Origin of the sequence: Exiguobacterium sp. LL15 (assembly GCF_024436095.1) — a bacterium.
Lineage (GTDB): Bacteria > Bacillota > Bacilli > Exiguobacteriales > Exiguobacteriaceae > Exiguobacterium_A > Exiguobacterium_A indicum.
Genome location: NZ_JANFNX010000002.1, coordinates 109,653 through 124,320, shown reverse-complemented (window position 1 = coordinate 124,320; position 14,668 = coordinate 109,653). Strand labels below are relative to the sequence as shown.

Genomic DNA, 14,668 nt, shown 5'->3' with positions numbered 1-14,668 from the left:
TACACATAGCGCAACCGATTGCGCAATTCCTCTACCTTCATCTTATCAAATCCACTTTTAAAGTCAATGTTTCGGGGGTGATTCCACCATTTCACATCAACGGTTGTCACTCTTCGTTCACACTGAATATTTCAGATCGTTTTACATTACATTTACTGAATTATCCTACACTGTTTATCGGTCGATTTCTACCCTTTTGCATAACCTTTCCTTCCGAAAGTGAATCTTTTTTTCTTCGTTCGGGTATACCCTTACCAATGCATGTAAAAAAGGGGGATTTTCATGATGAAGGGACAATTCTTTATTGGTGGACAATGGCTAGATCACGGACGAGAACGGACAGATGTTACGAATCCAGCAACTGGAGAAGTCGTCGGTAGTGTACCAAACGGAACAAAATCAGACGTCAACGACGCAGTAGAAGCAGCACGGAAGGCATTTCCTGACTGGTCGAAGCGGACAGTCTACGAACGTGCCGAACTTCTCGAGAAGTTATATGCGAAGATGATTGAGAAAAAAGATGAACTGGCTCGCCTGATGACGCTTGAAATGGGGAAACCGCTCGCTGAGTCAGAAGGTGAAGTGCAGTATGCCGCAAACTTCGTCAAATGGTTTGCAGAGGAAGGAAAACGCGCTTATGGGCGTGTCATTCCAACGCATGATGCGAGCAAACGACTTCAAGTCATCAAACAGCCGGTCGGTGTCGTTGCTGCGATCACACCATGGAATTTCCCGGCTGCCATGATTACCCGAAAGCTTGCTCCGGCACTCGTCGCCGGATGTACGTTTGTCATCAAACCACCAACAGCGACTCCGCTTACCGCGCTTCGTCTTCTTGAACTTTGTCAGGAAGTCGGGATTCCAGAAGGCGTCGTCAATGCCGTTACAGGGAGCGGGAAAGCACTCGGTGAATCACTCGCGACACATCCGCATGTCGATAAAATCACCTTCACTGGTTCAACTGAAGTCGGACGGACGCTGATGGCTCAGGGAGCAGAGACGATCAAGGCGATGTCACTCGAACTCGGAGGACATGCACCGATTCTCGTCTTTGATGACTGTGATCTTGATTTAGCTGTCGCTGAGACGATTAAGTCGAAATTCCGTAATGGCGGTCAAACGTGTGTCTGTGGAAACCGGATTTACGTATCCGACTCGATCTATGACGCGTTCGTTGAAAAACTCGGGCAAGAGACAGCGAAGCTGAAAACCGGAAATGGTCTTGATGCTGAGACGAAGATTGGACCGATGATCAATAAAGCGGGTTACGATAAAGTCAAAAAACATGTTGATGATGCGACATCCGCTGGTGCACGAGTCGTCACGGGCGGAACAGGAACGACGGATGAGGAGAACGATGTCTATTATTATGAAGCAACCGTTCTCGCGGACGTAAAACCCGGCATGCTGATCATGAACGAGGAGACGTTCGGACCTGTTGCTCCCGTCCAGCGTGTCAGTTCTGATGAGGAAGCAGTTCGTTACGCCAACCAGACACCGTTCGGTCTCGCTTCGTACGTCTTTACGAAGGATTACGCGCGTGCGATTCGTGCGATCGAAGGGCTTGATTATGGAATCGTCGGCTGGAATGATGGTGTTCCTTCTGCTGCGCAAGCACCATTTGGTGGAATGAAACAGTCCGGTCTCGGACGTGAAGGTGGTAGTGAAGGACTCGAAGCCTATCTCGAAACGAAGTACATTTCCATCGGTGGACTAGCGTGAACGCGGCGAATTGGTTCGTCCAATGTTTAGAGGCAGAGGGCGTCACGCATATCTTTGGTGTTCCCGGTGAGGAAAACATCACATTACTCGAATCACTCAGTCGTTCATCGATCACGTTCATCACGACGCGTCACGAAACGAATGCTGCGTTCATGGCAGCGATGTTCGGTCGCCTGAGTGGGCGACCGGGTGTCTGCCTATCGACACTTGGTCCCGGTGCGACCAATATGATGACCGGTATTGCAAGTGCGACGATGGATCATTCCCCTGTCGTCGCGATCACAGGTCAAGGAGCGACAGCACGGCAACACAAAGCATCGCATCAAATGTTTGATCTCGTAGACCTCTATCGTCCGGTCACGAAGTCTAGTACGTCCGTTCTGTCGGCGGAGGTCATTCCGGAAATCGTTCGACGTGCCTTTGCGACAGCAAAAAGCGAAAAACCAGGGGCAACCCATATCTCTTTTCCAGAAGACATCGCAACACAAGAACGTGATCAAGCAGCGACACCCCTACAGCAGGACAGTACACCAACGCATCTCCATTCCTTGACGATTGATGATCCCGATGCCTTACGTCTGATCGAACGAGCAAAACGTCCGGTCATCATTGCTGGATTTGGCATCCATCGGCAGCAAGCACTCGATGCGTTTCGAGCATTCGTCGAAAAGCTCCAAGCTCCCGTCGTCGAGACGATGATGGGAAAAGGAGCGATTTCTTCACACCATCCGCTTGCTGCACACACGATCGGTTTACCAGACGTCGATTACAACCAGCGGATTCTCGATGCGAGTGACCTCATCATTACGGTGGGCTACGATATTACGGAGTTACCTCCGCAAAAATGGAACCCGAAAAAGACACCGATCGTCCATTTGGATACAAATCCTCACGAAATCGATGCCTATTATCCGGTCGTCGCAAACGTAGTCGGACCACTCGTCGATATGCTGACTGTATTGACTCCTTTACTGCCCGAGCGTGCGTGGAACGACTGGCAACAAGATCGCGATAAATTACGCGACGAGATTCAAGAAACGTACTCGCTTGCCTTGCCTTTACATCCTCAAAGTATCGTTCGTGAACTCGAACGAACCGTCGGGGAGGATGGCATGGTCTTCTCGGACGTTGGTGCACACAAAGTCTGGCTCGCACGCCATTATCAAACGACACGTCCGGATCAGTTATTCATTTCCAACGGATTTGCTTCGATGGGCTATGGTTTATCGAGTGCGCTCGCAGCCAAGCTGTTATATCCGGACCGGCGAATCGTCTGTGCCGCTGGAGATGGTGCCTTTTTGATGAATGGTCAGGATCTCGAGACCGCCGTTCGTTTGAAGCTTCCACTTGTCGTGTTGATTTGGCGTGACGGTACCTATGGACTGATTGAATGGAAACAACAACAAGCGTATGGGCGGTCGTCCTACATCACGTTTGACAATCCAGACCTCGTTCAACTGGCTCATGCTTTCGGCGCACTCGGTCTTCGTGTCGGTGAACACGGTTCCCTTGCACATTGTCTTGACCAAGCATTTGCAAGTGATGGACCCGTTTTAATTGACTGTCCGGTCGATTACCGGGAAAATCTAAAGTTAAGTGAACGTCTCCGGACGTATGGAGGGTGATATACATGACACAACCACGTAAACTGCAATCTATTTCTGATTTTGATCAATTTGCGTCCGAACATACCGCGTTCGTGATTTGCAAACACAGCACGACATGTCCGATCAGTGCCGCAGGATTCTCGGAGTATACGAAATTTGCAGATGAAACGTCTGTTCCAACAGCGTATCTTTTCGTCCAAGAAGCTCGGACCTTATCGAATCACATCGCCGAACATTACAGCGTTCGGCACGAGTCACCACAAGTCTTGTTCATTCAAGACGGTAAATCGGTCTGGACAGCCTCGCATTACGACATCACGAAAGATGCCCTCGAAACGAACGTCCAGTAATGCTAGCTGTGAAACAAGCCTCCGGCTGTTTCAAACTGAAGACAAAGCGCAATTTTTCTTTAACGAGAAGGATTGCGCTTTTTTGTTTACCACGAATCGTTATCCTAGGAAGCGATGTCGAGTGTACAACATGCTTCTTTCTTTGTTTACTTCACTAGAAAAACGCTTTCAATCTTACATAAAAAATAAAATTATCTTTCTTAGCTATTATTATTTGTAATTCGAACTAAATCGGATTAAGATAAACTACAGATAGAACGACCGTATAGAAATATGTACTGTTAGTTTAGTTAGGAGGATATTCATGCAACAAAGTGCAACTCACACAGCTCGAGCTCCTTACGGAATTCTCGCCGTTTTGATGATCGGGGCATTCATTGCTTTCTTAAATAATACATTGCTCAACATCGCCCTGCCTTCAATCATGAAGGACCTAGCGATCGAACCATCAACTGCTCAATGGCTGTCAACTGGTTTCATGCTCGTCAACGGTGTCTTGATTCCGACATCTGCGTTCTTGATTCAAAAATATTCGGTTCGTCGCCTCTTCTTACTCGCGATGACTCTCTTCTCGGCTGGAACGATTCTTGCCGGCTTCGCAGAAGTCTTCCCTGTCTTGCTTGCAGGACGGATGATTCAAGCATCTGGTTCTGCGATCATGATGCCGTTACTGATGAACGTCATGCTCGTCAGTTTCCCGATTGAAAAACGCGGAACCGCAATGGGCTTCTTTGGATTAATCATGATGGGGGCCCCAGCAATCGGACCGACGTTGTCTGGTTGGATCATCGAGCACTATGATTGGCGGATGTTGTTCCACTTCATCACACCAATCGCCTTGATCGTGCTCGTTGCTGGTTTCTTCTTACTTCGTGACGTCAAGGAGCGGTCTGCCACTCGGATCGATCTCGCTTCCGTGGCACTTTCGTCACTTGGTTTCGGTGGCTTATTGTACGGTTTCAGTTCTGCCGGCTCTAAAGGTTGGGATAGCTTCCACGTCTATGGAGCGCTGATCGTCGGAGTCATCGCACTCGTGACATTCATTTACCGTCAGCTCCATATGGAACGTCCGATGCTCAACTTCAAGATTTATCGTTACCCGATGTTCGCCTTGTCTTCTGCCATCTCGATGGTCGTCACGATGGCGATGTTCTCGGGCATGTTATTGCTTCCGATCTATGTCCAGACGATTCGCGGTATCTCACCACTTGATGCGGGTCTCATGCTATTACCAGGTGCCATCTTGATGGCCGTCATGTCACCGATCAACGGGAAACTGTTTGATAAGATCGGTGGACGTCCTCTTGCGTTGACTGGTTTGTTCATCACAGTCGTTACCAGTTACTACTTCAGTCAGCTCGAGATGGATACGACGTATACGCATCTGATCGTCCTGTATTCGTTACGGATGTTCGGGATGTCAATGGTCATGATGCCAGTCTCGACGAACGGTTTAAACCAGTTACCAACGCGCTACTATCCACACGGAACAGCGATGAACAATACGTTGCAACAAGTATCCGGTGCGATCGGAACAGCCTTGCTCGTAACGATCATGTCGACGCATGCGAAGACACGTGGGACAGAACTCGCGGCTGAAGCGGCGAAGAACATGACGAGTCAACCGACAGCTGAAGCGGCTGCTGCTCTGAAACAGCAGATTACGATGCAAGCGACGCTTGACGGAATCAACTATGCGTTCTTCATCTCGACGTTCATCGCTGGTCTAGCATTCGTCCTTGCCTTCTTCATTAAACGGGCGACACAAGCCGAAGATATCATCAGCGATCAACGCTCATTGAACGAAACGATCGTCAAACCACAAGTTTCCAATCAGTAAGTGCAAAAGCAGTCGCCTCTCGCGACTGCTTTTTTTATTTCTTAAACTATATACTGGTACCCCCCATACCTATATGTTAGAGTAAAGATAACAACAAGATCACCAAAGGAGGCACGACTATGACACACGATCACCCCGTCGTTCCACGAACGAATGAAGAACAAGATGCGTTGATGAAGCGATTGAAGCGCATCGAAGGACAAGTCCGCGGGATTGCTAATATGGTCGCTGAAGATCGGTATTGTATCGACATTTTGACGCAAACGGCATCAATCCAAGCAGCTTTGCGGCAAGTCGAACTACAAATCATCGAACGCCACGTTAAGATGTGCATGCATGAAGTCGCCACCCGTCAAGATAGTACGGACGCTTACGTCGATGAATTGATGTCGGTCATCGCTCGATTGAAAAAGTAAGGAGGGTTTTCTGATGTCAAAAACGATTGAGTTTGATATTGAAGGCATGACGTGTGCCGCCTGCTCCGCCCGGATTGAAAAAGTCCTCAACCGGATGGACGGGGTTGAAGCAACGGTCAACTTGCCGCTTGAAACCGCTCGTGTTTCGATTTCTGATTCTTATGACGATCAAGCGATCATCGAAAAAATCCGAAAAATCGGCTACGGGGCAACGGTCAAACAAGCACCACACGCAACAAAATCGAATCGCCGGATGCTGTATCGCTTTATGATCGCGGCCATTCTATCGTTACCGTTGCTCGCGAGCATGCTGACGCATATTCCAAACAGTCCGTTCCACCTTCCATTCTTAATGAATCCGTGGCTACAGTTTGCTTTAGCGACACCGGTGCAATTCATCATCGGAGCGCCCTTCTATAGTGGGGCTTATAAAAGTTTACGGAGTGGGAGTGCCAACATGGATGTCCTCGTTGCACTCGGAACATCGGCAGCCTACTTTTATTCCGTTGCTGAAATGCTACTCGTCTCTGATATGCCGCATCTCTACTTTGAGACGAGTGCGATTCTGATTACACTCGTCTTACTCGGCAAGGTCCTCGAAGACCGTGCGAAACAACAGACGACGGGAGCAATTAAAAGCCTGCTCTCCCTACAAGCAAAGGAAGCCGTCATCTTAGAGGACGGACAGGAACGAACGGTCTCCATCGATGCAATTCAAACCGGGATGATCTTACTCGTAAAACCTGGGAATAAAATTCCGACAGATGGTATCATTCGCTCAGGCGACGCGTATCTCGATGAATCGATGTTGACCGGTGAATCTGCGTCTGTTCATAAAACGGTTGGGGCATCCGTCATTGGTGGTACGCTGAATACGAACGGATCTTTACAAGTCGAAGCGACAAAGATCGGACAAGCGACGGTTCTTTCACAAATCATTCGTGTCGTCGAACAAGCGCAGACTGAAAAGGCACCGATTCAACGACAAGCCGATCGGATTTCTGGTGTGTTCGTGCCGATCGTCGTTGCCATCGCGCTTCTGACGTTAGCCGCTTGGTGGATGATCAGTGGATCCTTTGCGGAAGCGATTCGTCCTGCCATCGCGGTGCTCGTCATCGCTTGTCCATGTGCACTCGGACTTGCGACACCGACTTCGATCATGGTCGGAACTGGAAAAGGGGCTGAACGAGGGATTCTCTTTAAAGGGGGCGCTCAACTCGAGAATCTTCAACATGTCGATGCTGTCGTCTTTGATAAGACCGGAACACTGACAGTCGGTCGCCCTGTCGTCGTCGAAACGTTCGGTACGGAGACAGCGCTCGATTTCGCTGCTGCGCTTGAACGGCAATCGGAACACCCTCTTGCTCGCGCCATCACAGCAGAACGGGATGTCGTCTTTGATATCGAACGGTTCCACGTCGAATCAGGACGTGGGATCACGGGACAAATCATGGGACATGATCTCATCGTCGGATCGGCGCGAATGATGCAGGAACGAAACATCATTCTTCCTGATTGGACATCACCTGGAGCGACTCTCGTATACGTCGCTGTCGATGGAGAAGTCGCGGCCGTATACGCCATCCGTGACGCATTGAAAGATTCAGCGAAAGAAACGATCCGGCGTTTGCGCGAGACAAAAGAAGTATATCTCCTGACCGGTGATCGCCGGGAAGTCGCTGATCATTTAGCAACAGAACTGGGACTGGATCCAGCGTTCGTCTTTGCTGACGTTTTGCCGATTGAAAAGGCAGATGTCATTCAGTCACTTCAACAAACGAAACGTGTCGCGATGGTCGGAGACGGTATCAATGATGCCCCTGCTCTCGTAACAGCAGATGTCGGCATCGCGCTCGGTAGCGGAACGGACGTTGCCCTTGAAGCAGCCGACGTGACGCTACTTGGACACGACTTAAAACAAGTTTTACTTGCGATCGAGCTGAGTGAGCAGACGATGAAAAACATTCGTCAAAATCTCGTCTTTGCACTCGGTTATAACACGATTGGTATTCCGGTCGCCTTTCTCGGTCTGCTTGCCCCATGGCTTGCGGGTGCCGCGATGGCATTCAGCTCTGTCTCTGTCGTGACGAATGCGTTACGATTAAAACGTACCCCACTATCTGAAGGAGGAACATCATCATGAAAGAAACAACATTATCTGTTATCGGTATGACATGCAATCACTGTAAAGCAAGTGTCGAATCAGCTTTATCTGAAGTCGAAGGTGTACAACATGCTACTGTCTCACTCGAACAAAACCAGGTTACAGTCCAGCACGAGGATGTTCCTCGTGAACGTCTCGTCGATGCGATCGAAGAAATCGGCTACGATGTACCGACTGCTTAAATTTTCATGCCAAACTGCTTCTAACACGCAGTTTGGCTTTTTTATTTTTTGAAAAGCGGGAATGTACGGAGTAAGGAGGGGTTCGTATGGTACCGAAAATCGAATTCGTAGAACACTTCGACGACAACAAAGGAAAACGATTTAAAATCGAACTTTGGAATCTCGGAACCTTCACATTCAGTGCCGAGTCAGCTCGTGGACCTGTCACCCGTTTCACCTCCATTGACATTCAATTCGTTCAAGCTTGCGTTCAACGAATGCGCTCGATCGTGGACGCCAAAAAAGCATTTCAGGAAGACCAACCAGTCTAATCCTGTTCTTTTTCCATTCTCCTCATGGCGCTTGCCATGAGTTTTTTTGTTTCCGGTCAATGTTTTTCAATATTTTTGTCTTTTTTTTCGAAAACCAGTATCGCTTCGGCAAGATGAACCGATAAGAAACAGACATCATTTTATTCACATCTTGAGTATTGGAGGCAACTACGTGCGTAATCCTTTTAAAAGTAAGACTACTTCGGCTTATCAAGCTACCATCGGCTTTCCTGATTCCCGTCTCATTACGAAGACGGCAGATCCTGATCTCACATCCCGTCTCGTATACATGGGGTATACAGAAGAACAACTACAGACACTTAAATCGATGGCACCTGTCGTTCAAGGCATCTTAGATGAGGTTCTTGAACAGGTCCTCGATCATCTTCTATTAAATCCTGAGATGGCAACCATCGCAAAACAATCGTCGACACGCGAACGACTGAAGAAAGTCTTTGCTGACTACTTCACGAGTCTACTGACAGGAAATATGAACGAGTCATTCCTCGCGATGCGTACGCGAATGGGACAGACACATAAACACAACTTCGTTCCCGTCACTTGGTTCATCGCTTCGTATGCTGCGTTTCAGACGTTGTTGATTCCAAAAATCGTCGAACACTATCAGCATGACCCAGCACAACTGACAACAGCTGTGCTTGCATTGACTCACGCAATGAACTTAGACGCTCAGATCGTGACGAGCCAGTACGTCGATTCTCGCTTGAATGAAGTGACGACGGCGAACGAGTCACGCCGTCAACTTTTGACGGACGTCGTTCGTGTCAGTCAAGAAGTCGCAAGCTCAGTTGAGCACACGGATCATGCCATCATCGAGACGAGCCGACGTGCTTCACAAGTATTAGCAGAAACAGCTCAGACGGAGCAGACAAGCCAGCAACTCGTTCAAATGACGATTGCTAACGAACGACAGATGCAACAGATGGAGCAACAATTCGCTCAATCGACACAACAAGTTGGTACTTCGCTTGAAAGCATCCATGAATTGAAGACGACATCGGATGAGATCGTCCAGATGACGCAAAGCATCGAAGCGATCGCCAATCAGACGAACTTACTCGCGTTGAATGCTTCGATTGAAGCAGCACGTGCCGGTGAACACGGTAAAGGATTTGCTGTCGTCGCGACGGAAGTTCGAAACCTTGCCGAGAATGCGAAATCGTTGAGTAGCAGTATCAACGGTCTGATTCAAAAGAACAATGGTAATATCACACAACTCGTTTCTCAGATGGAAGACATTACACGTGCCAACACCGCATCTCAGCAAGAATTGCAACAAGTTAAACAAGGAATTCAAACCGTTAAGAGTGAAATGGAGAATTCCCTCACCTTGTTTGGACGCAACAAAGAAAACCTCGGGCAAATCGTCGAGACGATCCAAGGTCTCAGTAAGACGACACAAGGCTTGACGACACTGACGACGGATCTTGTCGCTGCTTCCGAAACACATTAAAAAATAGGCAATTCTTATTCTCGGTTTTAACCGAAATAAGAATTGCCTATTTTACTTTACTCGTCTTGTTCTGCTGTGACGACAAGACGCTGATCGTATCCTTTTGATTCTGAAAACGTACCTATACATGAAATGAGCGTCAGTTTATTCATGACGGTCGCACCGAAGATTGATCCGACAGGTGCTTCATCGACAGGATAGGACATGACGTTCGTCACCACGTACGATACCTGTTGTCCTGTTTTTCCCGTCACTTCAATCCGTTGCCCTTTTTTCATCTTGGCTAAATCATAAAAAACAGCGGGACCTTCTTGATCATCCAAATGTCCGGCTAGCACGACATTTCCGGTTTGTCCGGCTTTTGCTCCGTATTTATACCAAGCGACCTGATCGGTCTGTTTCGGAACATCCATCCGTCCTTGTTTATCCTTCCCGACGACTTCGATGTTCGCTTTCACATCGAGCGTCGGAATTGTAATACGCGTTGGTATGAACGCCTCTTCGTCCACCTTTTCGGATGGCGTGGACGAAGAAGACGTCGTTGTTTCGGTTTGTTTTGGTTTTTCCGGCTTTGTAGCATCTGGAGGTGATCCCGATTGACATCCGGCTAATACGAGTAAGAGAAGAAGACTACTCTTAAGCGTTTTGTTTACGACGGACGACATACGCTGTTCCTACTAACAAGGCAGCTGCTGCTGCGACTGCCCATGGTGTAGCAGAAGCCGTATCAGATGAACCACCAAGTCCTGTTTCTGGCATTGATGCCATTTCACCACCGTCTGGGATCAAGAGGACTTCAAATGCTGGTTCGCCTTCAAGTAAGCCGATTGCGAGTGCTGTATAGTTTTTGCCACTGTCGAGTTTGACACCATCCAGTGCTTTGACGACATCCGTTGCGCCTGCAGGACGGACTTCAAGGTCATACGTACCTGCATCGAGTGTACCGTAGTCAGAGACTTTTGAGAATTCAAGGTTACTGAAGAGTGGGTCTCCACCTTTTGGTGCGACATCAACAGCTGGCGCATCTGGTGCAAAGTGTGCGACACGAACCATTGATTTTCCATCTTCGCCTTTACCATTGTCTTCCATGACCGCGAGTTTGATATCAGCTAATTTGCCGATTGCTGCGACCGAATAGAATTTACCAGCTTCTACGTTGAGTGTTTGAGAGAGCACAGGATCTTTCGTAGTTCCTGCAGCGAATACTTCTACTTTATGTTCGCCAGCTGGTAGTGTGAGATAATCTGTGACATCTTTGAATTTTGCTCCTGATACCGCTTTTTTGCCATCGACCGCGATATCGACTGCCGGAGCATCTGGTGAAGCATGAATGACACGAACCATTGCGTCATCTGCTGCGCCTACTGGTAGCACGAATAGTGCAAACAGCAACGTAGCGGTCACAAACGATAAGAGTTTCTTCATCTTTTTTCCACCTTTCTGATTGTCAAATGTACATCGCTCTCAAACCAATGTTCTTACACTTCAGAACATTTCCTTCGTGGTGACATCTTAAACTTAAGATACTGCCGTAAATGTGTAAAGATTTCAGTGTGCTATGAACTTGTTCTACAAACACATTGACTTTTTCTTTCTTTTCGAAATAAAATATCTTAAATAACAATAGAAAAGAAGGTTAAAACCTATGGATTCCTACGATTTAAAAATTATTACTTTTTTGAAAAGGGATGCCCGGATGAAATGGTCAACACTTGCACAACACATCGGCTTATCGGCACCGGCTGTTGCAGAGCGCGTCGCACGCTTACAAGAGCAAGGTATCATCCGTCAGTTGACGACGGTTCTAGACCCCTCCTCCTTTGACTATCGTCTTGCTGCATTCGTCGCTGTTTCACTCGAGCGACCGGAACATCGAGCGCCATTTCTAAAACGGATTCAAGAACTTGAGTATGTACTGGAATGCCATCACGTCGCCGGGGACGATGATTACCTACTTAAAATCCGTTGTCGGGATACAGAACAACTTGATGAAATCATCACCTACCACATCAAAGAATTAGCAGGTATCCTGCGGACGAAAACGACGATCATCATGCGAACGGAAAAGGAGTCGCTTCATTTTCCGTTACCCGAGGTCGACTGATGTTTACGACTGGTTTTGGAATCGGGTTTGCCTTAGCCGCCCCCGTCGGTCCGATTGGCCTCTTATGCATGCAACGAACTCTTCGACATGGACGAATTTCCGGAATTGTTTCCGGACTCGGAGCCGCAACGGCAGACTTTACTTATGGATTGCTTGCCTTATCTGGTTTTTCACTCGTCCAATCTTTACTCACCCAAGCATCCTGGATGCAACTGATCGGCAGTCTGTTTTTGTGTTACATCGGCTGGTCGATGTTTCAAGCTTCTTCGACCGCCTCAATTTCCGATACAGCCTCGTCACGGTTAAGTAGCTATCTATCCGTCTTACTCCTGACGTTCTTGAACCCCATGACGATCACGCTATTCCTGGCGTTGTTCGCACGATTTAAATTGACGATGACGAACGGACAGGATGCCTTTTTGTTTCTAATCGGTATTTTTCTCGGTTCTGCCACTTGGTGGGTCATCTTGGCGAACATCACACACCTGCTCAAGCACCAGCTTGCGACACCCACTTTACGTATCATCCAGTGGACGTCTGCCAGTCTAATCATCGGATTCGGTGCGTTCGGGATCATTCAATTCTTCCTCTAAACAAAACAAAAGAGACCGACATCACGTCCGGTCTCTTTTGCTTTTTCATTTAATGAATCCAATCATCATTTCGCGTAATACTTTCGCTGCCGCGATCGCTGTCATGTCGGATTGATCGTACGCTGGGCATACTTCTACCAAATCCGCGCCGATGACGTCGACGTCTGCTCGTGCGATCATATGAACGACTTCAAGTAGTTCCTTCGTTGTCACTCCACCGATTTCTTGTGTACCTGTCCCTGGTGCTGCTGACGGATCGAGAACATCGATATCGATCGTGACATAGACCTTTTTACCGGCAAGTGTCGGAAGAACTTGACGAAGCGGCTCGACGATCTCGTATTTGAAGAGGTTGTAGCCTGACGTTTTCGCCCATTCGAACTCTTCTTTCATACCTGAACGAATTCCGAATGAATAGCAGTTCTCTGGTCCGATCAAGTTTGCGATTTTCTTAAGTGGCGTCGAGTGCGACAATGGCTCTCCTTCATACTCATCGCGTAAGTCCGTATGCGCATCAAAGTGAAGCACGACGAAATCATCGTAGTGTTTATCGAACGCTTTGACGACTGGCCACGTGACTAAATGTTCGCCACCCATACCGAGCGGGAACTTGCCTGCTGTCAGTAACGAATCGACGTATTCTTCAATCATATCAAGTGATTTTTGAGCATTCCCGAATGGTAACGGGATATCTCCCGCGTCAAACAACTTCGCGTCGGCGATGTCACCATCTAAGTACGGGCTATATTCTTCTAAACCAAGAGATACTTCACGGATACGTGCCGGACCAAATCGTGAACCCGGACGGAAACTGACCGTCCAGTCCATCGGCATGCCGTATAAAATTCCTTTTGCATCTTCGTGAGTCGGTTGACTCGCGATAAAGACTTTTCCTGAATATGCTTCATCAAAACGCATGATCCATTCCCCCTGTTCATTTGCCGTTTGCTGATACAAACGTCTGTTTACCTGACAACAGAGCGATTTCGAAGATCGAAACCGCTCTGTTCATGTGTGCTATAGTGACTGAGCTCAGCCGTTCGTCAAATCTTTAACGAATTTCGGAAGTGCGAAAGCTGCCGTGTGAAGCTCAGGCGTGTAATACTTCGTGTCGATCTCGTGGAAACGCTCTGGTGCAACAGCAAGCGGATCGTGTTTCTTTGATCCGATCGTGAACGTCCAAAGACCACTTGGGTACGTCGGAACGTTAGCGATGTAGAGCTTCGTGATTGGGAAGATTTCTTTAACATCACGTTGGACATCACGGATCAAGTCTGGTGTGAACCATGGGTTATCCGATTGTGCGACGAAAATACCGTCTTCTTTCAATGCTTTTGAAATACCAGAGTAGAAGCCTTTCGTGAACAAGTTGACCGCTGGACCAACTGGTTCAGTCGAGTCGACCATGATGACATCATACTCGTTTTCTGCTTCTGCGATATGCATGAATCCATCCCCAACGATGACTTCGACGCGTGCATCGTCCAATCCACCTGCAATGTTCGGGAGGTATTTTTTCGAATACTCGATGACTTTTCCGTCGATTTCAACTAAAACAGCTTTTTCGACGGACGGGTGTTTCAAGACTTCACGGATGACTCCGCCGTCTCCTCCACCAACGACCAGAACCGATTTTGGATTCGGGTGTGTGAACAACGGGACGTGCGCGACCATCTCGTGGTAAACGAACTCGTCCTTATCTGTCGTCATGACCATTCCGTCAAGTAACAACATCGTACCGAACTCGTCCGTTTCAACCATCTCTAGGCGTTGAAACTCCGTTTGTTCGCTCTCATAAACGTGGTTGACACGGAATGTGATACCGTAATCTTCCGTTTGGTGTTCCGTGAACCATAACTTTAATTTTTGTTCCATTTGCGATAGAACCCCTTTCTTTCATCAAGA

General features: G+C 48.0%; 15 protein-coding genes. 11 read left to right on the top strand and 4 right to left on the bottom strand.

Annotation, left to right across the window (positions count from 1 at the left end):
* The first annotated feature begins 285 nt into the window (after positions 1 to 285).
* From NOM72_RS12015 to NOM72_RS11975, 9 genes are all read left to right on the top strand, one after another.
* Positions 286 to 1,722, top strand: coding sequence for an NAD-dependent succinate-semialdehyde dehydrogenase (locus NOM72_RS12015; protein WP_023466816.1), 1,437 nt, complete (start codon positions 286 to 288; stop codon positions 1,720 to 1,722).
* On the top strand, positions 1,719 to 3,347 hold the full coding sequence (locus NOM72_RS12010) for an acetolactate synthase large subunit (protein WP_255999231.1): 1,629 nt from the start codon (positions 1,719 to 1,721) through the stop codon (positions 3,345 to 3,347). The genes NOM72_RS12015 and NOM72_RS12010 overlap by 4 nt, the downstream gene beginning before the upstream one ends.
* A gap of 5 nt (positions 3,348 to 3,352) precedes the next feature.
* On the top strand, positions 3,353 to 3,679 hold the full coding sequence (ytxJ, locus tag NOM72_RS12005) for a bacillithiol system redox-active protein YtxJ (protein WP_029343222.1): 327 nt from the start codon (positions 3,353 to 3,355) through the stop codon (positions 3,677 to 3,679).
* 304 nt (positions 3,680 to 3,983) lie between these two features.
* Positions 3,984 to 5,519, top strand: coding sequence for a DHA2 family efflux MFS transporter permease subunit (locus NOM72_RS12000; protein ID WP_023466811.1), 1,536 nt, complete (start codon positions 3,984 to 3,986; stop codon positions 5,517 to 5,519).
* 119 nt (positions 5,520 to 5,638) lie between these two features.
* On the top strand, positions 5,639 to 5,935 hold the full coding sequence (locus NOM72_RS11995) for a metal-sensitive transcriptional regulator (protein ID WP_023466810.1): 297 nt from the start codon (positions 5,639 to 5,641) through the stop codon (positions 5,933 to 5,935).
* A gap of 13 nt (positions 5,936 to 5,948) precedes the next feature.
* Positions 5,949 to 8,078 carry a heavy metal translocating P-type ATPase gene (locus NOM72_RS11990; RefSeq protein WP_255999230.1) on the top strand — a complete coding sequence of 710 codons (2,130 nt, stop codon included), beginning with the start codon at positions 5,949 to 5,951 and terminating at the stop codon, positions 8,076 to 8,078.
* Positions 8,075 to 8,281: a heavy-metal-associated domain-containing protein gene (locus tag NOM72_RS11985; RefSeq protein WP_023466808.1), complete on the top strand. Its 207-nt coding sequence runs from the start codon at positions 8,075 to 8,077 to the stop codon at positions 8,279 to 8,281. Before NOM72_RS11990 ends, NOM72_RS11985 begins: the two co-directional genes overlap by 4 nt.
* A gap of 86 nt (positions 8,282 to 8,367) precedes the next feature.
* Positions 8,368 to 8,592 carry a hypothetical protein gene (locus NOM72_RS11980; RefSeq protein WP_023466807.1) on the top strand — a complete coding sequence of 75 codons (225 nt, stop codon included), beginning with the start codon at positions 8,368 to 8,370 and terminating at the stop codon, positions 8,590 to 8,592.
* A gap of 172 nt (positions 8,593 to 8,764) precedes the next feature.
* A complete protein-coding gene (locus tag NOM72_RS11975; RefSeq protein ID WP_023466806.1) occupies positions 8,765 to 10,066 on the top strand; it encodes a globin-coupled sensor protein in 1,302 nt (433 codons plus the stop codon).
* Between the two features lie 56 nt (positions 10,067 to 10,122).
* On the opposite strand, the gene NOM72_RS11970 is transcribed toward NOM72_RS11975, so the two are convergent.
* The gene (locus tag NOM72_RS11970; protein ID WP_035399163.1) at positions 10,123 to 10,731 is read right to left on the bottom strand and encodes a class F sortase; all 609 of its coding nucleotides are present in this window, start codon (positions 10,729 to 10,731) and stop codon (positions 10,123 to 10,125) included.
* Complete coding sequence (locus NOM72_RS11965; RefSeq protein WP_023466804.1) at positions 10,703 to 11,491, bottom strand: DUF4397 domain-containing protein; 789 nt, start codon at positions 11,489 to 11,491, stop codon at positions 10,703 to 10,705. The genes NOM72_RS11970 and NOM72_RS11965 overlap by 29 nt, the downstream gene beginning before the upstream one ends.
* A gap of 220 nt (positions 11,492 to 11,711) precedes the next feature.
* On the opposite strand from NOM72_RS11965, the gene NOM72_RS11960 reads away from it, so the two are divergent.
* Entirely contained in the window at positions 11,712 to 12,170 is a 459-nt protein-coding gene (locus NOM72_RS11960) for an Lrp/AsnC family transcriptional regulator (RefSeq protein ID WP_023466803.1), read from the top strand.
* Entirely contained in the window at positions 12,170 to 12,763 is a 594-nt protein-coding gene (locus NOM72_RS11955; protein ID WP_023466802.1) for a LysE family translocator, read from the top strand. Before NOM72_RS11960 ends, NOM72_RS11955 begins: the two co-directional genes overlap by 1 nt.
* 45 nt (positions 12,764 to 12,808) lie before the next feature.
* Here the strand turns inward: NOM72_RS11955 and speB are convergent, their stop codons facing one another.
* Both speB and speE read right to left on the bottom strand, forming a co-directional pair.
* Entirely contained in the window at positions 12,809 to 13,681 is an 873-nt protein-coding gene (speB, locus tag NOM72_RS11950) for an agmatinase (protein ID WP_023466800.1), read from the bottom strand.
* A 114-nt stretch (positions 13,682 to 13,795) separates the two neighbouring features.
* Positions 13,796 to 14,638 carry a polyamine aminopropyltransferase gene (gene speE, locus NOM72_RS11945; RefSeq protein WP_023466799.1) on the bottom strand — a complete coding sequence of 281 codons (843 nt, stop codon included), beginning with the start codon at positions 14,636 to 14,638 and terminating at the stop codon, positions 13,796 to 13,798.
* Positions 14,639 to 14,668: the final 30 nt, after the last annotated feature.

Coding starts and splice junctions, on each gene's coding strand:
- NOM72_RS11970 (WP_035399163.1), bottom strand. CDS start 10,731: ATGTCGTCCGTCGTAAACAAAACGCTTAAGAGTAGTCTTCTTCTCTTA.
- NOM72_RS11995 (WP_023466810.1), top strand. CDS start 5,639: ATGACACACGATCACCCCGTCGTTCCACGAACGAATGAAGAACAAGAT.
- NOM72_RS12015 (WP_023466816.1), top strand. CDS start 286: ATGAAGGGACAATTCTTTATTGGTGGACAATGGCTAGATCACGGACGA.
- NOM72_RS11980 (WP_023466807.1), top strand. CDS start 8,368: ATGGTACCGAAAATCGAATTCGTAGAACACTTCGACGACAACAAAGGA.
- NOM72_RS11985 (WP_023466808.1), top strand. CDS start 8,075: ATGAAAGAAACAACATTATCTGTTATCGGTATGACATGCAATCACTGT.
- NOM72_RS11960 (WP_023466803.1), top strand. CDS start 11,712: ATGGATTCCTACGATTTAAAAATTATTACTTTTTTGAAAAGGGATGCC.
- NOM72_RS11990 (WP_255999230.1), top strand. CDS start 5,949: ATGTCAAAAACGATTGAGTTTGATATTGAAGGCATGACGTGTGCCGCC.
- ytxJ (WP_029343222.1), top strand. CDS start 3,353: ATGACACAACCACGTAAACTGCAATCTATTTCTGATTTTGATCAATTT.
- NOM72_RS11965 (WP_023466804.1), bottom strand. CDS start 11,491: ATGAAGAAACTCTTATCGTTTGTGACCGCTACGTTGCTGTTTGCACTA.
- speB (WP_023466800.1), bottom strand. CDS start 13,681: ATGCGTTTTGATGAAGCATATTCAGGAAAAGTCTTTATCGCGAGTCAA.
- NOM72_RS12000 (WP_023466811.1), top strand. CDS start 3,984: ATGCAACAAAGTGCAACTCACACAGCTCGAGCTCCTTACGGAATTCTC.
- speE (WP_023466799.1), bottom strand. CDS start 14,638: ATGGAACAAAAATTAAAGTTATGGTTCACGGAACACCAAACGGAAGAT.
- NOM72_RS11955 (WP_023466802.1), top strand. CDS start 12,170: ATGTTTACGACTGGTTTTGGAATCGGGTTTGCCTTAGCCGCCCCCGTC.